Source organism: Streptomyces malaysiensis subsp. malaysiensis, from assembly GCF_040653035.1.
Classification (GTDB): domain Bacteria; phylum Actinomycetota; class Actinomycetes; order Streptomycetales; family Streptomycetaceae; genus Streptomyces; species Streptomyces malaysiensis.
The window spans coordinates 188,629-210,844 of the sequence record NZ_JBEZNG010000021.1 but is presented as its reverse complement, the minus strand read 5'-3'; the positions used below and the strand labels follow the sequence as shown (position 1 = coordinate 210,844).

The following is a 22,216-nucleotide window of genomic DNA, read 5'->3' as shown; positions in this document are numbered from 1 at the left end:
CCCTTCCCGAACCGGGGCTCCGCCCCGGGCCCCGCTGGGGCTGCGCCCCAGACCCCGTTCCGGGGGCTCCGCCCCCGAACCCCCGCCGGGGCTCCACCCCTGGACCCCGCTCCTCAATCGCCGGAGGGGCTGGAAAGTATCCTTCCTCAAACGGCCGAGAGCGCAGGGTAGGGCCCGCCCCGGCGGCTCTCAAACGCCCAAAGGGCCGGAAATTTACGCCCCCGTCCCGCCCCTCTCCCTGGCCAGGCGTTCGTAATAGCGCAGCAGTTCCACGTTGTCCACCGAGCCCGGGTTGACCGCCTTGTTCAGGGAGGTGCCCTGGAGGAGGCGTTTGACGGGGACCTCGATGCGTTTGCCGGTCAGGGTGTGGGGGACGCCGGGGACCTCGATGACTTCGTCGGGGACGTGGCGGGGGGAGAGTTGGGTGCGGATGGTGGTCTTGATGCGGGTCAGGAGGGCTTCGTCGAGTGTGGCGCCGGGGGCCAGGTGGACGAAGAGGGGCATCCAGTAGCCGCCGTCGGGTTGTTCTACGCCGATGACGAGGGATTCGCGGATCTCCGGGAGTCGTTCGACCGCCTCGTAGATGTCGGCGGAGCCCATGCGGACGCCCTGACGGTTGAGGGTGGAGTCGGAGCGGCCGTGGATGACGACGGTGCCGCGGGAGGTCAGGGTGATCCAGTCGCCGTGGCGCCAGGCGCCGGGGAACATCTCGAAGTAGCTGTCGCGGTAGCGGCTGCCGTCGGGGTCGTTCCAGAAGCGGACCGGCATCGAGGGCATGGGCTGGGCGACGATCAGCTCGCCGACCTCGTCGATCACCGGATGGCCCTGCGGGTCCCACGCCTGGAGGTCGGTGCCGAGGCCGGGGGCCTGGAGTTCGCCGATGTAGACGGGGAGGGTGGGCACGGCGCCGGCGAAGCAGCTGCACACATCGGTGCCACCGCTGACGGAGGCGATCCACATGTCCTCGGCCACCTCGTCGTGGATCCACCGGAAGCCGTCGGGCGGCAGCGGGGAGCCGGTGGTGGCGACGCACTTGACCCGGGAGAGATCGAAGTCGCGGCCCGGGTGGATATCGGCCTTGCGGCAGGCCATGACGTACGCGGCGGAGGTGCCGTAGAGCGTGGTGCCGGTGCGCTCGGCGACCCGCCACTGGGCGGCGGTGTCCGGATGGCCGGGGCTGCCGTCGTAGAGGACCACGGTGGCGCCGACCAGCAGCCCGGACACCAGGAAGTTCCACATCATCCAGCCGGTGGAGGTGTACCAGAAGAAGCGGTCGTCGGGGCCGAGGTCGCAGTGGAGGCCGAGCTGCTTGAGGTGTTCGAGCAGGATGCCGCCCTGGGACTGGACGATCGCCTTGGGCAGGCCGGTGGTGCCCGAGGAGTAGAGCACCCATAGGGGGTGGTCGAAGGGGAGTTGTTCGAAGACCGGATCGATCGCGTCGCGGACGATGTCGTCCCAGGCCAGTGCGGACTCAGGGGCCGGGGTGCCCAGCAGCGGAATGTGGACGACCGCGCGCAGGCTCGGCAGCTCGGCGCGCAGCTCGGACACGGTCGCGGTGCGGTCGTGGGTCTTTCCGCCGTAGCGGTAGCCGTCGATGGTGAAGAGCACCACCGGTTCGACCTGCTGGAAGCGGTCCAGGACGCTGCGGGCGCCGAAGTCGGGGGCGCAGGAGGTCCAGACGGCGCCGACGGCGGCGGTGGCCAGGAGGGCGACGGTGGCCTGCGGGATGTTGGGGACATAGCCGCTGACCCGGTCGCCGGGGCGGACGCCGAGACGGCGCAGCTCGGCGGCGACCGCGCCGACCTGGCCGCGCAGTTCGGCCCGGCTGACCGGGCGGGGCTCATGGATCTCGTCGACGTACAGCAGCGCGGGCTCGTCGGCGCGTGCGGGGTCCTCGGCGGCGCGCAGGGCGTGCTCGGCGTAGTTGAGAGTGGCGCCGGGGAACCAGCGGGCGCCGGGCATGGCGGCGTCGGCGAGCACCCGCTCGTACGGGGTGGCGAAGCGCACCTCGAACCATTCGGCGACCGCCTGCCAGAAGGTCTCCAGCTCCTCCACCGACCAGCGGTGCAGCGCGGCGTAGCTCGCGGTCGGGTCGTCCGGGCCGGGCGCGGGCGCGCCGTGGCGCTCGGCCGCCCAGGCGTGGAAGGCGGTCAGCCGGGACCTGGCGATCCGGTCCGTGCCGGGCTGCCACAGGGGGTGTGGCCGGTGGTCGGGCTGCGCTGCGGTGGTCATGGGTCTCGGCTCCCGGCTGTCCGCGTCGGATGTGTCCGTGTGTGTCCGTGGGTCGCACATCCGTCTCGTATGCGTCCGGTCAGGACGATGCCATGTGATCGACTCCCGCACCAGGGGCGCCACTCCACATCACAGGCCGGGATCATGTGCGGGGACCACAGGTGAACGGCAGTTGAACCATGTCCCCGCCGGGCGTCGGCAATGGCAGGCTGATCAGTATGGATGCGCGTGACCTGGTGCGGTCGGAGAAGCTGGTGCGGTCGGTGAAGGTGGTCTGCACGGCGCGGGGGCTGCGGTCACTGCGTTCGGCGTGGCGGCGTCGGCGTGCCGACGCGGTCGGGCTGCCCCGCCGGGGTACCGAGCTTGCCCGGGTGCCGGGTGAGGTGCAAGGGGCGGAGCCGGAGCCGGGGGGTGGGGTGGTGCGGTTCGCCCGGTCCTCGCTGCGGGTGCGGGTGACCGCGGGTGGGGCGGTGTTCTGCGGCTGGGACGGGGCCGAGCCGGAGCCGTCGTACGCGCTGGACGGGCCCTGTCCGGAGGCGGACGAGCGGGCGGAGCTGGAGCCGGACACCGGTGGCGGCTGGCGGGTGGTGTCCGAGCGGGTCACGGTGACGGTGTCGCGGAACGGCACGGTGGAGGTGCGCACCCCGGGCGGGGTGGTGCTGCGGCGGGATCTGCCGCCGCGCTGGTGGGAGCCGGCCGGGGCGCCGGGTCCGGCGGAGCCGGGGCTGGGCGGGGACGGCGCGCGCTGGCTCCAGCGGTCCGAAGTGGCCGCGGACGCGCGGTTCTTCGGGCTCGGTGGACGGGCGTCGGGGCCCCGGCTGCGGGACGGGGTGTACCGGCTGTGGAACACCGATCCGGGCGGCAGCTTCGAGCCGGGCGACGATCCGCTGTATCTGACCATGCCGGTGCAGCTGGTGGTGGCCGACGCGGGCACCCATCTGGTGTTCCACGACAACTCCTGGGACGGCACGATCACCCTGCGGGAGGGCGAGGAGGGCGCGGGCTCGGGCCACGACCGGCCCGGTGGCTGCCGGACGCGGATGGAGGGTGGCCCGCTGCGCTACTGGGTGATCGTGGGCACCCCGGCGCGGGTGCTGCACGGCTGGACGGCGCTGACCGGCGCCCCGGCGGTGCCGCCGCGGTGGGCGCTCGGCCATCACCACGCGCGCTGGGGGTTCCGCGACGCGGAGGAGGTCCGGCGGGTGGCGGCGGGCTACCGGGAGCGCGAGCTGCCGCTGTCCGCGCTGCATCTGGACATCGACCACTTCGTCGGCCACCGGGTGTTCACGGTGGACGGCGCGCGGTTTCCCGATCTGCCGGGGCTCGCGGCCGAGCTGCTGGAGGACGGGGTGCGGCTGGTGTCGATCGTCGACCCCGCGGTGAAGGCCGAGCCGGGCAACGCGGTGTACGAGGGCGGGGCGGCGGAGGACGTCTTCGTACGCGACGCCCGGGGCCGTGAGGTGCGCGGGGTGGTGTGGGCGGGCGAATCGGTCTTCCCCGACTTCACCGATCCGCGGGCGCGCAAGTGGTGGGGCGGGCTGTACGCGGAGCGGTTGGCGCAGGGCTTCTCCGGGGTGTGGCACGACATGAACGAGCCGGTGTCGTTCGCCGCCTTCGGCGAGACCACGCTGCCGCGCTCGGCCCGGCACGCCCTGGAGGGCCGGGGCGGCGACCACCGCGAGGCGCACAACGTCTACGGGCTGGCGATGGCGCGGGCCGGCTACGAGGCCCTGCGCGAGCTGCGCCCCGACGAGCGGCCGTTTCTCTTCTCCCGCTCGGGGTGGGCGGGGCTTCAGCGGTACGGGGGCAGCTGGTCCGGCGATGTGGCCACGGGCTGGGCGGGGCTGCGTGCCTCGCTTTCGCTGGTGATAGGGCTGGGGCTGTCCGGGGTGCCGTATTCGGGGCCCGACATCGGCGGCTTCACCGGCTTTCCGTCGCCCGAGTTGTATCTGCGCTGGTTCCAGCTGGGCGCGTATCTGCCGCTGTTCCGCACCCATTCGGCGATCTCGGCGGGGCGGCGGGAGCCGTGGGAGTTCGGGGCGGAGGTGCTGGAGCACGCGGCGGCGGCGCTGCGCGAACGGCAGCGGCTGCTGCCGTACTTCACGACGCTGGCGCAGCTGGCCGCGCGCACCGGCGCCCCGTATGTGCGGCCCGTGTGGTGGCGGACGCCCAAGGACCGGGCGCTGCGCGACTGCGAGGACGCCTTTCTGCTGGGGGACGCGCTGCTGGTGGCGCCGGTGCTGGAGGAGGGCGCCCGCAAGCGGCCGGTCCGGCTGCCGCGCGGCCGCTGGTACGACACGGTGACCGGCCGGGCGTACCACGGCCCCGGCAAGGTGGTCCTGGACGCCCCGCTCTCGGGGATCCCGGTGCTGGCCCGGGCCGGTTCTGTGGTGCCGGTGACGGGACCGGACGGCGGGGTGCAGCTGGAGGTGTGGACACCGTGCCAGGGGCGCAAGGGCGCGGGCGCGGGCACGCTGGCCGTGGACACCGGCGACGGCTGGAAGAAGCCGGAGCTGCTGCGGTTCGCCACCCGGCTGCGGGACGGCGCGGTGACGATCGAGCGCGAGGACGGCGGCGAGGTGGGGTACCCGGTGCGGGTGCGGGGCGAGGCCCCGCCGGAGGACGGCAAGCCGCCGCGGCGCACGAGTTGAGGGTCCCGTCGCGCCGGATGCCGCTCGCCTTGCAGCGGCCTGGCGGGAGCGGCGCGGGCCCGAGCGGGGTGAACGCGCCTTGCCGGACCCGCCGCCATGTGGGTGCCTTGCCGGATCCGCCCTGCGAAAGCCGGGTGAGCCGCCGTATGGCCGCCTCCCCCGAGCCCGCCGGGCGGGTCCGTGCCCGCTACGGCCCGTCCGGCCCGCGCGCCCCGGCGGACGCGGGCGAGGGCGGAAGGGGGTCACGGCGGAAACGGCGCGCCCCGGCGCCAAAGTGGGCGCCGACGGGACGTGCGGGGGCGGGCCGGTCGGGCGGGGGCGGGCGATCCGCGCGGAGGCCCCGCACCACGGGCATCAGCGGATGCCCCACGGTGCGGGCGTCGGCGGATGCCCCGCGACGCGGGCTCGTGTCCACGGGCTTGTTTTCGCTTCCGGGGGTGGGATAAGTGATGGGCATGCCAAGACTCGCCGCCGCGCTGCGTTCGCTCGCCCTGCCCGTCGCCGCTCTGCTGGCCGTCGCCCCGTCCGCCCCGGCGCAGGCGAAGCCGGAGCCGAAGGCCCCGAAGGAGTTCGTGGCTCTCAGGGACGTCGATCCGACGATCCTGGAGGAGATCCGCTACTTCACACCGCACAACTTCACCGGCGATCCGGTGGACGGCTACCGCCGGCCGATGTGCCTTCTGACCCGCCCGGCCGCCGAGGCGCTGCACCAGGCACAGCGTCAACTGCTGTGGCAGGGCTACACCTTGAAGGTGTACGACTGCTACCGGCCGCAGCGCGCGGTGAACGACTTCGTGGAGTGGGCCAAGGACCTGGGCGACCAACGGATGAAGAGCGAGTTCTACCCGGAGGTCGACAAGACCCGGCTGTTCGAGGACGGCTATATCGCCGAGAAGTCGGGGCACAGCCGGGGCAGCACCATGGATCTGACGATCGTGCGGCTGCCCGCGCTGCCCACCCGCCCCTATGTGCCGGGCGAGAAGCTGGTGCCGTGCTACGCGGCCAAGAAGGACCGCTTCCCGGACAACTCCGTGGACATGGGCACCGGATACGACTGCTTCGACACGCTCTCGCATACGCTCGATCCGCGGATCAAGGGCGCGCAGCGGGCCAACCGGCTGCTACTCAAGGGGACGTTGGAGAAGCTGGGGTTCGTCAATCTGGCCGAGGAGTGGTGGCACTACACCTACAAGCCGGAGCTGTTCCCGGACACCTACTTCGACTTTCCGGTCTCGCGCCGCTCGCTGACCGGCTGAGCGGGCTTCACAGCCGTCCGCCCGCGGGGTCCGAGGACAGCCGCTGGGCGATGTACACGGGCACCACGGACACCACGATGAGCAGCGCGGCGACCACGTTGACGACGGGGGCCTGGTGGGGGCGGGCCAGGTTCTCGTAGATCCAGATGGGCAGGGTGCGGGTGCCGGGCCCGGCGGTGAAGGTCGTGACGACGATCTCGTCGAAGGAGAGCGCGAAGGCCAGCAGCCCGCCCGCGAACAGCGCGGAGCGCATCGCGGGGAAGGTGACGTACCGGAAGGTCTGCCAGGAGCGCGCCCCGAGGTCCGCGGACGCCTCGGCCAGGGAGGGCGCGATCCGGCGCAGCCGGGCGCCGATGTTGTTGAAGACGATGACGACGCAGAAGGTGGCGTGCCCGACGACCACCGTGAACAGGCCGAAGCCGACGCCGATCGGGTCGAGGACGGTGCGGAAGGCGGCGTTGAGGGCGATGCCGCTGACGATGCCGGGCAGCGCGATCGGCAGGACGAGCAGGAAGGACACGGTCCGCCGCCCGAAGAAGCGGTGGCGGTGGACGGCGTACGCGGCGAGGGTGCCGAGCACCAGGGCGATCGCGGTGGCGGCGAGTCCGGCCTTGAGCGAGGTGAGCAGGGCCTCGCGGGCGCCGTCGCTGTGCAGGGCGGCCCGCCACCAGCGGCCGGTGAGGCCGCTGGGCGGCCAGCCGAAGGAGCGGTCGGCGTTGAAGGAGTTGAGCAGGACCAGCAGCAGCGGGACGTAGACGATCGCGAGACCGGCCGCGGTGACACAGCCGAGGATCACTCGGGCGGTGCGCGACACGCGCAACGCAACCACCTCCTGAAGCGACTGGAGCGACGGGAACGACTGGAACGACGGGAGCGACTGAGCGGCTAGAGCGAGTCGAGGGCGCCCGCACGGCGTACGGCGGCCAGATAGCAGACGATGAGGACCACGGGTACGGCGGAGAGCCCGGCGGCCATCGGCAGGTCCAGGGTGACCTGTGAGGCGATGACATTGCCCAGCAGCTGGGTCTTTCCGCCGACGATCTGCACGGTGAGGTAGTCGCCCAGGCTGAGCGAGAAGGTGAAGACGGATCCGGCGAGTACGGCGGGGCGCACGGCGGGCAGGACGACGGAGCGCAGGGTCCGCCAGGCGCTGGCACCGAGGTCGGCGGATGCCTCCAGCATCCGCTCGGGGAGCCGTTCGAGGGCCGCGTACACCGGCAGGATCATGTAGGGCAGCCAGAGGTAGGCGAGCACGATGATGACGGCGGTGGTGCCGTAGCCCGGTCCGTGCAGCCCCAACGGGGCGAGGGCGGCGCCCACGACGCCGTCCTCGCCGAGCATGACCCGCCAGGCGTACGCCTTGACCAGATAGCCGGCCCACAGCGGGGTGAGCACGGCGACCAGCAGCGGCCGCCGCCAGCGCCGGCCCGCGATCCGCGCCATGACGAAGGCCATGGGCAGGGCGAGGAGCGCGTCGATGACGGTGACGACGACCGCGATGGACAGCGTGCGCAGGGCGATGGTGCGGTAGACGGGGGTGGTCAGCAGCTCGTGGAAGTTGTCGGTGTTCCAGGTGTGGACGACGTCGGAGGTGAAGGAGTCGGTGGCCCAGAAGGCCGACAGCAGCAGGATGGCGAGCGAGCCCAGATAGGCCAGGGTCAGCCAGAGCAGGGGCGGTGCGAGGAGCGCGGTGAGGCGCAGCCGCGAGCCTGGGGTGGGCGCGGCGGGCATCTCAGCCCTTGACCTCCGTCCAGGCCCTGGTCCACTGGGCGTAGTCGGTGCAGGTGGTGTCCTTACGGCCGTCGAGGCACTCCTTGATGGGCGTGGTCCAGAAGTGGACCCGCTGGAAGTACTTCTCGTCGTCGGCGTGGAAGATCGCGCAGTGGTCGGGGGCGGAGGTCTCGGCGCACGCCTTACGGTTGGACGGAGCCTCGCCGAAGTACTCGGCGACCTGGGCGTTGACCTTGGGCGAGACGATCCAGTCGAGCCACTTGTAGGCGCAGTTGGGGTGCTCGGCCTTGGCCGACACCATCCAGGTGTCGGACCAGCCGGTGGCGCCCTCCTTGGGGAGCACCGCCTTGACCGGGGCCTTCTCGGCCTTGGTGAGGTTGGCGATGACCTGCCAGGTGGTGCCGATGACGCTGTCGCCGCCCTTGAAGGCGGTGATCTCCTTCTGGTAGTCGCTCCAGTACTCCCCCACCGCCTTGTGCTGCTTCTTCAGCAGGGCGACGACGGCGTCGAGTTGCTTCTGGTCGAGGGCGTAGGGGTTCTTGATGCCGAGCGAGGGCTTGGCGCGCATCAGATAGAGCGCGGCGTCGGCGATGTAGATGGGCGAGTCGTAGGCGGTGACGTGTCCCGCGTGGCGCGCGGAGTCGTCGAAGACGGCGCGCCAGGAGTCGGGGGCGGGGGTGACCTTGTCGGTGCGGTACATCAGGAGGTTGGCGCCCCGGCCGTGCGGAATGCCGTACATCCGGCCGTCCTTGGAGTTGAACGGCTGGTTTTTGAGGGCCGGGAAGATGTCCTTGTAGTTGGGGACCAGCTTGGTGTTGACGGGGGCCGCGTCGCCGGAGGCGATGAGGCGCAGGGTGGCGTCGCCCGAGGCGGAGACCGTGTCGTACTGCCCGGTCTTCATCAGCGAGACCATCTCGTCGGACGTGCCGGCCGTCTTGGTGTTCACCTTGCAGCCGGTCTTCTTCTCGAACGGGTGGACCCAGTCGACCTCGGGGTCGTTGGAGCCGTCCTCGGCGTAGCCGGCCCAGGCGATGATGTTGACCTCGCCTTCGCCCTTGCCGAGCTTGTCGGGTGCGTGGCCGCCCTTGCCGTCGTCGTCGCCGGAGCCGCACCCGGCGGCGGTCAGCAGCAGCGCGCAGACGGCGGCCGCGGACCTCCAGGCAGACGTCTTCCGTTTCCGCATCCGGTCCTCCTCGTCCCACTAGGCACTTGAGGCTCGGCCAGTATCGGGCGGGTGGTATCCCCCCGCCAGGGTGCCGTCGGCAATGACAAGGTCAACTCGGTACGGGGAAGGCGTCCCGCTCGTCCCAGGAGAGCCCGATCTCGCCGTCCGGGCGGGCGGATTGGGGCAGTCCGGTCAGGTTCTGGCGGTGCACGGTGAGCCGGTCGCCGTGCGGAAGCGCGATGGTGAAGCGGGTGTGCGCCCCGGCGTGCACGATATCGGTGATGCGCCCCGTGACGGTGCGCCGGCCGTCGGCCGAGGCCGCGGCGGTCGGTTCGGCCGGATCGGTGAGCAGGATCCGCTCGGGCCGGATGGAGTAGGTGCCGGGGCGGCCCACGACGCGGACCGCGGCCTCGCCGCGCAGCAGGTTGGTGGTGCCGACGAAGCCCGCGACGAAGGCGGTGGCGGGGCGTTCGTAGACCTCGACCGGCGGGCCGGTCTGCTCGATGCGGCCGTCCCGGACCACGGCGATGCGGTCGCTCATGGTCAGCGCCTCGTCCTGGTCATGGGTGACCAGGAGGAAGGTGATACCGGTGGTCCGCTGGAGCTCCTTGAGCTCGGTCTGCATCTCCTGCCGGAGCGCGAGGTCGAGCGCGCCGAGCGGTTCGTCGAGCAGCAGCACGGCGGGCCGGTCGACGAGGGCGCGGGCGAGGGCGACGCGCTGGCGCTGGCCGCCGGAGAGCTCGGCGGGGCCGCGGGCGGCGAAGCCGTCCAGCCGTACAGTGGTCAGCGCCTCGCGGGCGCGGGCGAGCCGCTCGGCCTTGCGGACACCGCGCACGGTCAGGGCATAGGCGACGTTCTCCTCGACGCTCATATGCGGGAAGAGCGCGTAGTCCTGGAAGACGGTGTGCACATCGCGGCGGTTGGGGGGCGTCGCGGTGACGTCCTGTCCGGCGAGTTCGATACGGCCGGCGGTGGGCTGCTCGAAGCCCGCGACCAGGCGCAGCAGAGTGGTCTTGCCCGAGCCCGAGGGGCCGAGCAGGGTGAAGAACTCGCCCTCGTGGACGGTGAGATCGACGGCGTCCACCGCGCGCACCGCCCCGAAGTCCTTGGTGACGGCCTCGAGCCGGACGGCCGTGCGCGTCGTGGTCCCGGTCCGCGTCCTGGTCTCCGTCTCCGCCATCGACCGCTCCCCTCGCCCTTCGGCTGATCAGGCCCGTGATCGCGGCCCGTGATCGCGGTCACTGTACCGGGGTTACGCGCGATACGGTCCCCGTGCCACACTTCTGACACATCGTCAGTTACGAGGTATCGGGAGGGGCCGTGTCCCCCACACGAGTGCCCGTGGTCGACGGGTGGTTCTCCGGCGAGGGCGGGGAGTTCCGGCTGCTGGGGACGTGCTGCCGGGGCTGTGGCGCGGTGTACTTCCCGCGCGAGGACGCCTTCTGCCGCGCCCCGGGCTGCGCGGGCGCCGAACTGGAAGAGGTGCCGCTGTCCCGGCGCGGCCGGGTGTGGTCCTTCACCGACGGCCGCTACCGGCCGCCCGCCCCCTATCCGTCCGACCCCGAGCGCGCCTGGCAGCCGTACACCCTGATCGCCGTGGAGCTGGCCGCCGAGCGGATGGTGGTGCTGGGGCAGGGCGCCCCCGGGGTCACGGTGGCCGATCTGGCCGTCGGCATGGAGGTCGAGGTGGTGCCCGGGGTGCTGGCCGAGGAGGGCGGGCGCACCCTCACCACCTGGCACTGGCGGCCCGTCCCCGGGGAGGCGTCATGACCGGTGAGGTGGCGGTGCTCGGCGCCGGGATGCACCCCTGGGGGAAATGGGGCCGCGGCTTCGTGGAGTACGGCACGAAGGCGGCGCGCGCCGCGCTCGCGGACGCCGGGCTCGAATGGTCCGCGATCCAGTCCGTGGTGGGCGCCAACACCGTGCGCTGCGGCTATCCCGGGCAGGTCGCGGGCGCGACCTTCGCCCGGGCGCTGGGCTGGCAGGGCGCCCGCGTCACCAGCGTGTACGCGGCCTGTGCGTCCGGTGCGCGAGCCATCGACACCGCCCGCGCCCAGATTCTGTCCGGGATGGCGGACACCGTGTTGGTGGTGGGCTCCGACGCGGCGCCCAAGGGCTTCTTCGCCCCCGCGGGCGGTGAGCGGCCGGACGATCCCGACTGGCTGCGCTTCCGGGTGCTGGGCGCCACCAACCCCGCCTATTTCGCGCTCTGGGCGCGCCGCCGGATGGCGATGTACGGGGACACGGCCGAGGACTTCGCACGGGTGAAGGTCAAGAACGCGGCGGCCGGCGCCGCCAATCCGTACGCCCGCTACCGCTCCCCCGTCACCGCCGAGGAGGTCGCCGCGTCCCCGGTGGTCGCCGATCCGCTGCGGCTGCTGGACATCTGCGCGACCTCCGACGGGGCTGCGGCGCTGGTGCTCGGCAGCATGGCGACGGCGCGGCGGCTCGGGATGAGCCGCCCGGTCCGGATCCGCGCCGTCTCGTCGGTCTCCCCCACCCATCCGCGCACCGCGCTGGATCTGCCGGACATCGCCACCGACTCCGCCCCGCCGGGCTCCCCCGCCGCCGACCCGTTCCGGCCCTCCATCGCGCGGGCCGCGTACGAGGAGGCGGGTCTCGGGCCGGAGGATCTGTCGCTGGCCGAGGTGTACGACCTGTCCACCGCCCTGGAGTTGGAGTGGTACGAGGACATGGGGCTGTGCGGGCCCGGGGAGGCGGCGAAGCTGCTGCGCGAGGGGGCCACTTCGCTGGGCGGGCGGATCCCGGTCAATCCGAGCGGGGGGCTCGCGTCCTTCGGGGAGGCGGTCCCGGCGCAGGCCATCGCCCAGGTCTGCGAGCTGACCTGGCAGCTGCGCGGGCAGGCGGGCGAGCGGCAGGTGGCGGGGGCGAGCACCGGAATCACCGTCAACCAGGGGCTGTTCGGGCACGGTTCGTCGGTCATCGCGGTCCGTTGAGGGGGGCTCGGACGGTGCCCGCGCGTGCCCCGATACCGGCGCGACGTCCTTACGGTCGTCACGAACACCGTTGCCGTCCATCACCTTGACGCCCCCTGACCCCCGGTGAACACTGCTGCGGTGTCAGTCGGCGTCGCCGCGCGCAGGCTTTCTCGACGCTCACCCCCCATGGGCGATTCCGATGCATCCGCACGCTCGAAAAGACCCAGCACGGAGGACCGGGGCGGCCCGCCCCGGGTGAGGTCCTAGGAGCCGCTATGAGCAATGGGGACATCTTCACCGGTGAGGTCATCGGCACCGCGATACTGATTCTCTTCGGGGCGGGCGTCTGCGCCGCCGTCACCCTGAACCATTCCAAGGCCAAGTCGGCCGGCTGGATCGTCATCGCCTTCGGCTGGGGCTTCGGCGTGATGGCCGGTGCGTACACCGCCGCCCCGCTGTCCGGCGCCCATCTCAACCCGGCGGTGACCGTGGGCGTCGCCGTGGACACCGGCGACTGGGACAAGGTGCCGCTCTACATCGTCGCGCAGCTGATCGGCGCCGCGATCGGCGCGGTGCTGACCTGGGCGCTGTACTACGCGCAGTTCGCGGCCAACGCCGACGAGAAGAACGCCCTTCCCACACTGGGGATCTTCTCCACCGTCCCGGAGATCCGGAACCCGGTGGCCAACCTCGTCACCGAGATCATCGCGACCGCCGCGCTGGTGCTGCCGCTGCTCGCGTTCGGCCAGGTCGACGGCATCGGGATCGGCCCGGTCAGCGACGGCGGCGGCACCGTGATCTTCGGCTCGGGCATCTCGGTCCTGCTCGTCGCCTTCCTGGTGGTCGGCATCGGCCTCTCCCTGGGCGGGCCCACCGGCTACGCCATCAACCCGGCGCGCGACCTCGGTCCGCGCCTCGCCCACGCCCTGCTGCCCATCCCCAACAAGGGGACCTCGGACTGGGGTTACGCCTGGATACCGGTGGTGGGCCCGCTGATCGGGGCCGTGCTGGCGGGTCTCGTCTTCAACGCAGCCTTCTGACCGAAGGAGACGCCATGCCCCAACCGACGGATATCCACGTCGCCGCGATCGACCAGGGCACCACCTCCAGCCGCTGCATCATCTTCGACCGGAACGGCGCGATCGTCGCCGTCGATCAGCGCGAGCACCGTCAGATCTTCCCCAAGCCCGGCTGGGTCGAGCACGACGCCACCGAGATCTGGGCCAAGGTGCAGGCCGTGGTGGCCGGTGCGCTGGCCAAGGCGGGGCTGCGGGCCGACCAGCTGACCGCGCTGGGCATCACCAACCAGCGCGAGACGACGGTCCTGTGGGACCGCCGCACCGGCAAACCGGTGCACAACGCGATCGTCTGGCAGGACACCCGCACCTCCGGTCTGTGCGCCGAACTCGGTGGCGAGGTGGGGCAGGACCGCTTCCGGGACACCACCGGACTGCCGCTCGCCAGCTATTTCTCCGGGCCCAAGGCCGCCTGGCTGCTGGAGCACGTCCCCGGGCTGCGCCGCCGTGCCGAGATGGGCGAGATCGCCTTCGGCACCATCGACTCCTGGCTGATCTGGAACCTCACCGGCGGCACCGACGGCGGGGTGCATGTCACCGATGTGACCAACGCCGGGCGCACACTGCTGATGGATCTGCGGACCCTCCAGTGGGACAGCTCGATCCTCTCCGCCATGGGCCTGCCCGAGGCGATGCTCCCGGAGATCCGCTCCTCCGCCGAGGTCTACGGCACGGCGGTCGGGCAGCTGGCCGGTGTGCCGGTGGCCTCCGCGCTCGGCGATCAGCAGGCCGCCGTCTTCGGCCAGACCTGCTACGGCGTCGGCGAGGCCAAGAACACCTATGGCACCGGCAGCTTCCTGCTGCTGAACACCGGCGACCGCCCGGTGCCGTCCAAGAGCGGGCTGCTGACCACGATGGGCTACCGGCTCGGCGGTGAGCGGCCCGTCTACTGCCTGGAGGGATCGATCGCGATCACCGGCGCGCTGGTGCAGTGGTTCCGCGATCAGCTGGGCATCATCCGCTCCGCCGACGAGATCGAACCACTGGCCGCGAGCGTGGCCGACAACGGCGGGGCGTATATCGTCCCGGCCTTCTCGGGGCTGTTCGCCCCGTACTGGCGCTCGGACGCCCGCGGTGTGATCACCGGCCTCACCCGCTATGTCACCAAGGCACATCTGGCCCGTGCCGTCCTGGAAGCGACCAGCTGGCAGACGCGCGAGGTGGTCGACGCGATGTACCAGGACTCCGGGGTGCGGATCAGCTCGCTCAGGGTCGACGGCGGAATGACCGCGAACGGGCTGCTGATGCAGCATCAGGCCGATGTGCTGGGCGTCCCGGTGATCCGTCCGGTGGTCGCCGAGACCACCTGCCTGGGCGCGGCGTACGCGGCCGGGCTCGCCACCGGCGCGTGGCAGGACCTCGACGAGTTGCGGGCCCACTGGAAGCGGGACACCGAGTGGACCCCGCGGATGGACGAGGAGGAGCGGACGCGCGAGTACGGCAACTGGCGCAGGGCGGTGGAGCGCAGCTTCGGCTGGCACCAGGAGGAACGGCGGGCCGAGGGCTCCTGAGCCCCGTCCGGCACCGGCGCGAACGGCACGGCCCGTACCCTGGACGGCGGGGTGCGGGCCGTGCCGTTCAGCCCTGGGGCGCGGAGGCCAGCATCGCGTGCTCCACGACCGAGATCAGCACATGCTTGACCGATTCGCGCTCGCGGGCGTCGCACAGGACGACCGGGGTGCCCGGGTCGAGGTCCAGCGCATCGCGCACCGAGTCCTCCGGAAAGCGGTCGGCTCCCTCGAAGCAGTTGACGGCCACGGTGAAGGAGATGTCCCGCCGCTCGAAGTAGTCGATGGCGGCGAAGCAGTCCTCGAGCCGGCGGGTGTCGGCCAGCACCACCGCGCCCAGCGCGCCGGTGGCCAGCTCGTCCCACAGGAACCAGAAGCGGTCCTGGCCCGGTGTGCCGAAGAGATAGAGCACCAGGTCCTCGCGGAGCGTGATGCGCCCGAAGTCCATGGCGACGGTGGTGGTCGTCTTGGACTCCACCCCCGCGATGTCGTCGACCGGCCGGCCGGCCTCGGTGAGCAGTTCCTCGGTGCGCAGCGGTCTGATCTCGCTGACCGCGCCCACCAGGGTCGTCTTGCCTGCCCCGAAGCCGCCCGCCACCAGTATCTTCAGTGTGACGGGTTCGACGATATGAGGGCGGCCCGGGTCAGAGTGCCCGTAGACCATTGATCACCTCGCGCAGAATACTCTCGTCCGGCAGTTCCGCCGGAGGTACGGGCCGGGACACTCGGACGAGTGCGGCGTGGAGCAGATCGCCGATGAGTACACGGATCACGCCGATCGGAAGGTCGAGCTCGGCCGCCAGTTCGGCGACGGACTGCGGGCTGTCCCGGCTCAGCTCGACGATGTCGAGGTGTTCCGGGGACAGCGTCTGGTCGGCGACGGTCCGGTGGGTCGCGCTGTCGGCGACCACGACCGCGATCAGGTCCAGCTTCTCCTCAGCGGCGCTGCGGGTGCGTCCCCGCGTCATCGCATACGGTCTGACCACCGGTCCCGCCGCGTCGTCGAACCACCGGGCGGCGCTCTCCGGGTCTCCGCTCATCTCGCCCGGCCTCCGTCACCCGCTGGAGCGCGGAGCCGAGCCCAGATGCACGCCCACCCGCTTGACCAGCAGCGTCATCTCGTACGCTATCTGGCCCACATCGGAGTCGGCGTCGGCCAGCACGGCCAGACAGCTGCCGTCGCCCGCCGCGGTGACGAACAGGAAGGCGTCGTCGAGTTCCACGATGGTCTGCCGGACCCGGCCGACGTCGAAGTGACGGCCGACGCCCTTGGCGAGGCTGTGGAAACCGGAGGCCACGGCGGCCAGATGCTCACCGTCCTCCCGGGACAGATCGCGTGAGCCGCCGCTGGGGAGCCCGTCCCCGGAGAGCACCAGCGCCTTGCGGATGCTGCCCACTCGTCCGACCAGTTCGTCCAGCAGCCAGCTCAGTTCGCCCGACGCGTTGGGCGATTCATTGGGCGCTGCGGCGTTCGATGCGGTCATCGACCGTCCCCCTCATGTGTCGTTCCCGGTGCTGTGTCCGCACCTCCGGATCCGGTGGCCGACTGCCGCCGACCGCGCTGCCAACCTCGTTGCAGCGAGGCCATGGTGGCCCTCGCCTGCTCGGCTTCGCGCTCGGGATCGGTCTCGGCAGGGGTTGGGTCCGCCTCGGTCGGGGGTGCGGGATCGTTCTTCAGCTGCGGGGCCAGGCTGGCCTGCCGTACCCGCTTGGGGAGGCCGGAGGCCGCCCGCTGGGTGGGCGCCGGGCGCTGTTCCGGGCCCCCGCGCTCCGGCCCCGTGCGCCGCGGGCCCTGTTGCCGGCCCTGGGCCTGGTCCTGGCCCTGGCGATCGGAGCGCTGTTCGGCCCAGGACGGCTGCCCCGGGCCCTGCGAACGGCCGTGCCGTCCGCTCGACGTGCCCTCGACCGGCCGGCCGTGGTCGGCGACCAGTACCGGTGGGACACGTCGGGGCAGCGGCGCGGGGCCGCCGCCCGGTGCGGTGGCCGGGCCGTCCGCGGCCTGCTGGTGCTCCACGGTGGACGGGGCCGGCCCGGTGCGCCCGGACTGCCGCGTCTTCAGCCCGCGGGCCCGGAAGATCCCGCCCACTTCCTCGTCCTCGTCCACGTCCTCGTGGTTCTCGTGGTTCTCGCGGTCCTTGTGGTTCTCGTGCGCGAAGGACGTGGTCAGGGAGGCGATCGGGGAGGCCGACCCGGTCTCGTCGGCGGGCCCCAGCCGGACGTCGCCGACACCGCGCGCGGTGTCGGCGTGACGGCCGCCGGTGTCGTCCCCGGCGGCGTCTCCCCGGGTGCCCTCGTCGGTGAGCAGCTTGGACGGGATGAGCACGATGGCCGTGGTGCCGCCGTACGGGGAGGGCTGGAGCGAGACCCGCACCCCCTGCCGCTGGGCGAGCCGGCTGACCACGAACAGCCCGAGCCGGTCGGTATCGGACAGCTCGAACTCGGGGGTCTCGGCGAGCCGGAGATTGGCCTCCAGCAGCGCGTCGGGCGTCATACCGAGACCGCGGTCGTGGATCTCCAGGGTGAAGCCCTTGGCGACCCGCTCGCCGTGCACCTGGACGGCGGTGTGCGGCGGCGAGAAGACGGTGGCGTTCTCCAGGAGTTCGGCGACCAGGTGGGTGAGGTCGCCGACGGCCGGGCCGACGAGCGCGATCCGGGGCAGCCGGCGGATCTCGATCCGCTCGTAGTCCTCCACCTCGGCGACGGCCGCGCGCACGACGTCCATCAGCTGGATCGGCTTGCGCCACTGCCGGGAGGGGGCGGCACCGGAGAGGATGACCAGACCCTCGGCGTGCCGCCGCATACGGGTGGTCATATGGTCCAGCCGGAACAGGTCGGCGAGTTCGTCGGTGTCCTCGGTGCGCCGCTCCATGGTGTCGAGGAGGGTCAGCTGACGGTGCAGCAGCACCTGGCTGCGGCGGGCGAGGTTGACGAAGACATCGGAGACGCCCTGGCGGAGTTCGGCCTGTTTGACCGCGGCCTCGACGGCGGCCCGCTGGAGGGTGTTGAGGGCCTGGCCGACCTGGCCCATCTCATCGGGGCCGTAGTCCAGCCGGGGCGCCTCGGTCTCCACGTCGATCTGCTCACCCGCGCCGAGGCGGCGCATCACGCTCGGCAGCCGGACGCTGGCGACCTCCTGGGCGTCCCTGCGCAGCCGGGACAGATCGCGGACCAGGCTGCGGCCGATGCGGAAGGAGACGAGGATGGAGACGATGAGGGCGACCAGGCCGAGGATGCCGGCGATCCCCGCCTTGAGCATCACACTGCTGGCCACCGGGTCGATGCGCTTCTGGAGCCGGTCGGTGGCCTCGTCGCCCAGCCGGTCGTAGTCGTTGAGGACGGGTTGGGCCGCGGCCTCCCAGTGCTCCTGGTCCAGCGAAGTGATGGCGGTGGCGGGGTCCATCGAGGAGAGGATCTTGCCCTCGGCCACGCGCAGTGCGGCGGGGGCCGCGTTGGTGCGCCGGTAGTCGGCGAAGACCTTCTGCTCGGAGTCGGGGAGGATCGGGAGGTTGATGTCGTAGAGCAGGGTGCGCTCGGCGATGAGGTCGGAGATGGACTGGAGGTCCCTCAGCGTCATCTTGCGCGCCGTCAGCGCCGAGACGTACAGCGCGTCCTCGCGCGAGAGCGCCTCCCGGGCGCGGATCATGGCGACCAGCGCACGGCCCTGTTTGTCGAGGTCGGTGTCGGGCACCGCGTGGAGGGAGCTGCGGAAGGTGTAGCAGAGGTCGACGAGCTTGTTGTAGTACTCATATGCCTGAGCCGGGGATATGCCGTCGTCCTCGACCTTGCGGCGCAGACTGTCCAGCCCGTCGGCGGCCTTGAGGATGTTGTCGAGCTGCTCCTCGGAGTCGCCGTTCATCTTGTCGTGCACATCGCCGTCCGACTCGGCGGCCCGCAACTGGCCGATGGCCTCGTCGGTTTTGCGCTGGAGGGAGTGGAGCACCGGCAGGGCGTCCGACTGCCGCGGATCGGCCAGCAGGATGAGCGTCTGCCGGCGTTCCTTCTGGACGGCGTGCACCGCGTCCTCGGCCGGCTGGCCCGCCTTGTCGATGATGTCCGACGCGTCGAGCAGTTGCTTCGCCTCGCGACCGGTGATCACCGTGGCGAACGCCCAGATCGCCGTCAATGACACCAGCGGCACCAGCAACAGCGCCACGATCTTCCTGCGGATGGACTTACCGCGAAAGCGCATGGCCTCCCTAACGTCAAACCCCGAATTCCGGGGGCGGTGTTCCGAGTTCCGACAACGAGCGGCGCGAGCCTACTACTGCCAGTTGGACATATCGAAGGCATGTCCACTTGATGCAGGGAAGCCCTTACACTCCGTGATCAGGAGTTGTCAGGCGATTCCCCGACTTACCCCCCGCCGCTCGGCATCCGTCCACCGGCCATCGCATGCCGCCATTCGGCCGCGCTTGGCTTGTTTTCCCCTCCCCAGGGGAACCACCGGTCGGTGCCATTCGTGATCCAAAGGGGCACACTGGGGGGGCATACGACCCAAGTCCCGCTATCTGACTCGGCCGCACCGGGGCAGCCATGGAAAGGGGTGGGAGCGTCATGGACGCGATGGACAAGGATCGCGACATCCCGGCGCACGGGGTCCGGCCGCTGTGGACCGAGGAGCCGGCGCGCAGGCGGCGGCTGCCCGATCCCGTCCGCACATCGGCGGTGCGCGCGGTGATCATAATCGCGCTGACGCTGGTTCAGGTGATGGTCGCCCTGCTGTGCACCCTGGCGGGCTCATGGTCCGCCTTCCCCGTCGTGCTCGCCACGGTGGCGAGCACGGTGGTGGCGACCTGGGGGGTGCTGGACGTCTGGGTGACCCGTCAGGTCTGGCGCCAGCGCTACGGGGTGGTGTCCCGGCCCAGCAGTACGGCCCGCGAGCAGCGCCGGCAGCGCCGCCGGGCCCGTAAGGCGGAGCCGGTCACCTCCCCGCCGGCTGCGGAGCGCGGGCCAGCTCGCGGCGCAGCCGCATGAAGGGCCGGGGCCGGTCCACGCCGAGGGCGGCGGTGGAAATCCCGTCACGTTCGTAGACGGCGAGGAAGCCGCCGCCGTCGGCGGGGTCCCCCTCGAGGATCCGGACCCTGTCCCCGGGTTCGCGCCGCCCGGCGTACTGGATGCGCGCGCCGTACTGATCGGACCAGAAGTAGGGCAGCGCGTCGAAGGGCTCGACGGTGGATCCGGCGAGCAGATTGCGGGCGGCCACGGCGCCCTGGAGCATGCCGCTGGTCCAGTGCTCGGCCCGGACGGTGCGCGCGGTGCCCGGCCGGGCCAGCCGGGCCACGTCCCCGACGGCCACGACGTTGGGCAGCGCGGTGACACAGCCCTCGTCGCACCGCACCCCGTCGTCCAGGGCCAGACCGGAGCCTTCCAGCCAGCCGGTGACGGGGCGCACCCCGACGCCGACGACCACCACATCGGCGGGCAGCACCCGCCCGTCGGCGAGCTCCACTCCGGTGACCCGGTCGCCGCCGCGCAGAGCGGCGACGCCGGTGCCGCACAGCAGCGTGGTCCCGCCCCGTGCGTGCAGCCCGGCGCACACCCGGGCCATCTCCTCGCCGAGTTGGGGCACCAGCGGCAGCGGCGCGGCCTCCACCACGGTGACGTCGAGTCCGAGTGCGGCACAGGAGGAGGCCACTTCGGCGCCGATGAAGCCGGCGCCGATCACCACCACCCGCTCGGCACCGGTGCGCAGCGCGGCGCGGAGCCGGGTCGCGTCGTCGAGGGTGCGCAGGGTGTGCACCCCGGCCGGATGGGGAAGGGGCAGCGTTCTGGGGGTGGCGCCGGTGGCGATGACGACGCCGTCGGTGCGCAGGGCGCGGCCACCGCTGAGCCGGATCTCCCCGGCGGCGGTGTCCAGCGCCTCGGCCCGGACGCCGAGCAGCCATTCGGCGTCCAGTTCGGCCTCCTCCTCCGGGTCGGTCAGGGCGAGGGTGCCCAGCCCCTCGCCCGGATCGCCGTCCCCGGTCAGGAACTCCTTGGACAGCGGCGGGCGGTCGTAGGGACGGTGGTACTCCTCGCCGACGACGACCAGCCGTCCGTCGTATCCCCGGGCGCGCAGGCCCCGCGCCGCGTGCAGACCCGCGAGCGAGGCCCCGACCACCGTGACCGTCGCGATCGCCGTCATGCGACGGCTTCTTCCGGCGCCGCGTGCACGGGCTCGCCGGGAACGGAGCGCACCACGGGGTGGACATACAGCATTCCGTCCACGACCGTGACTGCGTGGGTCCGTACGGGCTTACGGGCGGGCAGACAGGTGGGCTCGCCGGAACGCAGGTCGAACAGCGCGGCGTGCAGCGGGCATTCCACGTAGCAGCCTTCCAGCCACCCTTCGGAGAGGGAGGCGTCCTGGTGGCTGCACATGTCGTCGATGGCGTAGAACGCTCCGTCGGTGTGGAACACCGCGATCGCCGCGGTGACGTCGCCGGCCTCGACACGCACCGACTCACCCTCCGGCAGGTCCTCGATACGGCAGACGGGAATCATTGGCCCCCCTCACGTTGATCGGTATCATGCGTTGTGGATAGTGCACTGAAAAGCGCGATGCGCAACAGAATCCAGATCGGGAAGGCAGCCGTCAAGAGTTCCCCGGCCCGAGGGGGCCCACTCAGAGCCGCCGGATGGTGAGATCAGAACCATGACGAACACGACCGAGGAACGGGCCGAGGAGAAGCGGGGGGCCGCCGGGGCGGTGCAGTCGGTGGACAGAGCGGTCAGCGTCCTGGAGATCCTTGCCAGGCTCGGCGAGGCCGGAGTGACCGAGATCGCCGACGAACTGGGGGTCCACAAGTCGACCGCCTTCCGGCTGCTCGGCGTACTGGAGAACCGCGGACTGGTCGGGCAGGAACGGGACCGGGGGAAGTACTACCTGGGCGCCGGGGTGCTCAGACTCGCGGGCGCCGCCGCCATCCGCCTGGACATCTCGCAGGAGGGCGCCCCGGTCTGCCGGGCGCTGGCCGACGAGACCGGTGAAACGGCCAATATCGCCGTACTGGACGCGGACGCGGCGGTCAACATCATGCAGGCGCGCGGCGCCGCGGCGGTGACCGCCTTCAACTGGCTGGGGCGGCGCACCGCGCTGCACGCCACCGCGAGCGGCAAGGTGCTGCTCGCGCATCTGTCGGGCGAACGCCGGGAGCGGCTGGTGACACGGAAGCTGCCACGGTTCACCGAGCACACCATCACCACCTCCGCCGAGCTGCGGCAGCAGCTGGAGACGGCGGCCGAGCGCGGTTTCGCCTACTCCTGCGAGGAGCTGGAGATCGGGCTGAACGCGGTGGCATCGCCGGTGCGCGGCCATGACGGCGCGGTCATCGGGGCGATCGGCGTCTCGGGACCGGCGTACCGGATGGCCCAGAGCCGACTGCCCGACCTGGCCGAATACGCCGTGAAGACCGCCGAGGAGCTGTCCCGCCGGATGGGCTTCCCCGGCTGACCACCACATCACCACACCACCCACCCGACGAGGGGGCCGGATGACTCCGGCCCCCTCGTCGCGTCCGCGGCCAGGCCCTCCGAGGGGTGTGCGGGCTACGCGAAATCCCGCGTCAGCGCTGGTTTACAGGCGGTTTACGCGCACCTCTTGACCGCACGGGGCGGCGACTTTCAGGATGTTCCCCATCGCGCAACACGTCGCGCTATACGCAACTGGAGGGTAACCG

At 71.8% G+C, this 22,216-nt stretch carries 19 protein-coding genes; 8 read left to right on the top strand and 11 right to left on the bottom strand.

All coding sequences use genetic code 11. The annotated features are described in order from the left end of the window. Window positions 1-213: 213 nt before the first annotated feature. A complete protein-coding gene (locus AB0E24_RS33500; RefSeq protein ID WP_359382632.1) occupies window positions 214-2,232 on the bottom strand; it encodes an acetoacetate--CoA ligase in 2,019 nt (672 codons plus the stop codon). A gap of 218 nt (window positions 2,233-2,450) precedes the next feature. Here AB0E24_RS33500 and AB0E24_RS33495 point away from each other — a divergent pair, with 218 nt between their 5' ends. After that, on the top strand, window positions 2,451-4,883 hold the full coding sequence (locus AB0E24_RS33495) for a glycoside hydrolase family 31 protein (RefSeq protein ID WP_359382629.1): 2,433 nt from the start codon (window positions 2,451-2,453) through the stop codon (window positions 4,881-4,883). A gap of 455 nt (window positions 4,884-5,338) precedes the next feature. After that, a complete protein-coding gene (locus tag AB0E24_RS33490) occupies window positions 5,339-6,139 on the top strand; it encodes a M15 family metallopeptidase (protein WP_359382659.1) in 801 nt (266 codons plus the stop codon). 7 nt (window positions 6,140-6,146) lie between these two features. Here AB0E24_RS33490 and AB0E24_RS33485 read toward each other — a convergent pair whose 3' ends face one another. The 4 genes from AB0E24_RS33485 to AB0E24_RS33470 all read right to left on the bottom strand — a co-directional run bounded on the left by AB0E24_RS33485 (window position 6,147) and on the right by AB0E24_RS33470 (window position 10,215). Next, a complete protein-coding gene (locus AB0E24_RS33485) occupies window positions 6,147-6,959 on the bottom strand; it encodes an ABC transporter permease (protein WP_069871476.1) in 813 nt (270 codons plus the stop codon). Window positions 6,960-7,024: 65 nt separating this feature from the next. Beyond that, the gene (locus AB0E24_RS33480; protein WP_359382626.1) at window positions 7,025-7,870 is read right to left on the bottom strand and encodes an ABC transporter permease; all 846 of its coding nucleotides are present in this window, start codon (window positions 7,868-7,870) and stop codon (window positions 7,025-7,027) included. A gap of 1 nt (window position 7,871) precedes the next feature. Next, the gene (locus tag AB0E24_RS33475; protein WP_359382623.1) at window positions 7,872-9,053 is read right to left on the bottom strand and encodes an ABC transporter substrate-binding protein; all 1,182 of its coding nucleotides are present in this window, start codon (window positions 9,051-9,053) and stop codon (window positions 7,872-7,874) included. A 91-nt stretch (window positions 9,054-9,144) separates the two neighbouring features. Next, window positions 9,145-10,215, bottom strand: a complete 1,071-nt coding sequence (locus AB0E24_RS33470; RefSeq protein ID WP_359382620.1) for an ABC transporter ATP-binding protein — start codon at window positions 10,213-10,215, stop codon at window positions 9,145-9,147. Window positions 10,216-10,355: 140 nt separating this feature from the next. Here AB0E24_RS33470 and AB0E24_RS33465 point away from each other — a divergent pair, with 140 nt between their 5' ends. From AB0E24_RS33465 to glpK, 4 genes are all read left to right on the top strand, one after another. Continuing rightward, complete coding sequence (locus tag AB0E24_RS33465) at window positions 10,356-10,805, top strand: Zn-ribbon domain-containing OB-fold protein (protein ID WP_102933730.1); 450 nt, start codon at window positions 10,356-10,358, stop codon at window positions 10,803-10,805. Next, on the top strand, window positions 10,802-11,992 hold the full coding sequence (locus tag AB0E24_RS33460) for a lipid-transfer protein (protein WP_147966991.1): 1,191 nt from the start codon (window positions 10,802-10,804) through the stop codon (window positions 11,990-11,992). The genes AB0E24_RS33465 and AB0E24_RS33460 overlap by 4 nt, the downstream gene beginning before the upstream one ends. Before the next feature lie 257 nt (window positions 11,993-12,249). After that, window positions 12,250-13,014 carry an MIP/aquaporin family protein gene (locus AB0E24_RS33455; protein WP_079256535.1) on the top strand — a complete coding sequence of 255 codons (765 nt, stop codon included), beginning with the start codon at window positions 12,250-12,252 and terminating at the stop codon, window positions 13,012-13,014. 14 nt (window positions 13,015-13,028) lie between these two features. Continuing rightward, on the top strand, window positions 13,029-14,561 hold the full coding sequence (glpK, locus tag AB0E24_RS33450) for a glycerol kinase GlpK (RefSeq protein ID WP_147966990.1): 1,533 nt from the start codon (window positions 13,029-13,031) through the stop codon (window positions 14,559-14,561). 67 nt (window positions 14,562-14,628) lie between these two features. Here glpK and AB0E24_RS33445 read toward each other — a convergent pair whose 3' ends face one another. The 4 genes from AB0E24_RS33445 to AB0E24_RS33430 are packed head-to-tail and all read right to left on the bottom strand — an operon-like array spanning window position 14,629 to window position 18,747. Beyond that, entirely contained in the window at window positions 14,629-15,222 is a 594-nt protein-coding gene (locus AB0E24_RS33445) for a GTP-binding protein (protein WP_069871460.1), read from the bottom strand. Continuing rightward, window positions 15,203-15,598, bottom strand: coding sequence for a DUF742 domain-containing protein (locus AB0E24_RS33440; protein WP_069871458.1), 396 nt, complete (start codon window positions 15,596-15,598; stop codon window positions 15,203-15,205). The genes AB0E24_RS33445 and AB0E24_RS33440 overlap by 20 nt, the downstream gene beginning before the upstream one ends. Before the next feature lie 15 nt (window positions 15,599-15,613). Continuing rightward, entirely contained in the window at window positions 15,614-16,042 is a 429-nt protein-coding gene (locus AB0E24_RS33435; protein WP_069871455.1) for a roadblock/LC7 domain-containing protein, read from the bottom strand. After that, window positions 16,039-18,747 carry a nitrate- and nitrite sensing domain-containing protein gene (locus tag AB0E24_RS33430; RefSeq protein WP_147966989.1) on the bottom strand — a complete coding sequence of 903 codons (2,709 nt, stop codon included), beginning with the start codon at window positions 18,745-18,747 and terminating at the stop codon, window positions 16,039-16,041. Before AB0E24_RS33430 ends, AB0E24_RS33435 begins: the two co-directional genes overlap by 4 nt. Window positions 18,748-19,112: 365 nt before the next feature. Between AB0E24_RS33430 and AB0E24_RS33425 the strand changes: the two genes are divergently transcribed. Then, the gene (locus AB0E24_RS33425; protein WP_069871450.1) at window positions 19,113-19,532 is read left to right on the top strand and encodes a hypothetical protein; all 420 of its coding nucleotides are present in this window, start codon (window positions 19,113-19,115) and stop codon (window positions 19,530-19,532) included. Here AB0E24_RS33425 and AB0E24_RS33420 read toward each other — a convergent pair. Next, entirely contained in the window at window positions 19,480-20,682 is a 1,203-nt protein-coding gene (locus AB0E24_RS33420) for an NAD(P)/FAD-dependent oxidoreductase (RefSeq protein WP_147966988.1), read from the bottom strand. The genes AB0E24_RS33425 and AB0E24_RS33420 overlap by 53 nt on opposite strands. Next, the gene (locus tag AB0E24_RS33415) at window positions 20,679-21,041 is read right to left on the bottom strand and encodes a bifunctional 3-phenylpropionate/cinnamic acid dioxygenase ferredoxin subunit (protein ID WP_079256538.1); all 363 of its coding nucleotides are present in this window, start codon (window positions 21,039-21,041) and stop codon (window positions 20,679-20,681) included. The genes AB0E24_RS33420 and AB0E24_RS33415 overlap by 4 nt, the downstream gene beginning before the upstream one ends. A gap of 151 nt (window positions 21,042-21,192) precedes the next feature. Between AB0E24_RS33415 and AB0E24_RS33410 the strand changes: the two genes are divergently transcribed. Next, the gene (locus tag AB0E24_RS33410; protein ID WP_069871446.1) at window positions 21,193-21,990 is read left to right on the top strand and encodes an IclR family transcriptional regulator; all 798 of its coding nucleotides are present in this window, start codon (window positions 21,193-21,195) and stop codon (window positions 21,988-21,990) included. Window positions 21,991-22,216 lie beyond the last annotated feature (226 nt).

Bases quoted from the DNA above. Each gene is read 5' to 3' on its own strand.
- AB0E24_RS33470 (WP_359382620.1), bottom strand. From the start codon at position 10,215: ATGGCGGAGACGGAGACCAGGACGCGGACCGGGACCACGACGCGCACG.
- AB0E24_RS33410 (WP_069871446.1), top strand. From the start codon at position 21,193: ATGACGAACACGACCGAGGAACGGGCCGAGGAGAAGCGGGGGGCCGCC.
- AB0E24_RS33430 (WP_147966989.1), bottom strand. From the start codon at position 18,747: ATGCGCTTTCGCGGTAAGTCCATCCGCAGGAAGATCGTGGCGCTGTTG.
- AB0E24_RS33480 (WP_359382626.1), bottom strand. From the start codon at position 7,870: ATGCCCGCCGCGCCCACCCCAGGCTCGCGGCTGCGCCTCACCGCGCTC.
- glpK (WP_147966990.1), top strand. From the start codon at position 13,029: ATGCCCCAACCGACGGATATCCACGTCGCCGCGATCGACCAGGGCACC.
- AB0E24_RS33475 (WP_359382623.1), bottom strand. From the start codon at position 9,053: ATGCGGAAACGGAAGACGTCTGCCTGGAGGTCCGCGGCCGCCGTCTGC.
- AB0E24_RS33455 (WP_079256535.1), top strand. From the start codon at position 12,250: ATGAGCAATGGGGACATCTTCACCGGTGAGGTCATCGGCACCGCGATA.
- AB0E24_RS33490 (WP_359382659.1), top strand. From the start codon at position 5,339: ATGCCAAGACTCGCCGCCGCGCTGCGTTCGCTCGCCCTGCCCGTCGCC.
- AB0E24_RS33460 (WP_147966991.1), top strand. From the start codon at position 10,802: ATGACCGGTGAGGTGGCGGTGCTCGGCGCCGGGATGCACCCCTGGGGG.
- AB0E24_RS33500 (WP_359382632.1), bottom strand. From the start codon at position 2,232: ATGACCACCGCAGCGCAGCCCGACCACCGGCCACACCCCCTGTGGCAG.
- AB0E24_RS33440 (WP_069871458.1), bottom strand. From the start codon at position 15,598: ATGAGCGGAGACCCGGAGAGCGCCGCCCGGTGGTTCGACGACGCGGCG.
- AB0E24_RS33495 (WP_359382629.1), top strand. From the start codon at position 2,451: ATGGATGCGCGTGACCTGGTGCGGTCGGAGAAGCTGGTGCGGTCGGTG.
- AB0E24_RS33425 (WP_069871450.1), top strand. From the start codon at position 19,113: ATGGACGCGATGGACAAGGATCGCGACATCCCGGCGCACGGGGTCCGG.
- AB0E24_RS33445 (WP_069871460.1), bottom strand. From the start codon at position 15,222: ATGGTCTACGGGCACTCTGACCCGGGCCGCCCTCATATCGTCGAACCC.
- AB0E24_RS33415 (WP_079256538.1), bottom strand. From the start codon at position 21,041: ATGATTCCCGTCTGCCGTATCGAGGACCTGCCGGAGGGTGAGTCGGTG.
- AB0E24_RS33420 (WP_147966988.1), bottom strand. From the start codon at position 20,682: ATGACGGCGATCGCGACGGTCACGGTGGTCGGGGCCTCGCTCGCGGGT.
- AB0E24_RS33435 (WP_069871455.1), bottom strand. From the start codon at position 16,042: ATGACCGCATCGAACGCCGCAGCGCCCAATGAATCGCCCAACGCGTCG.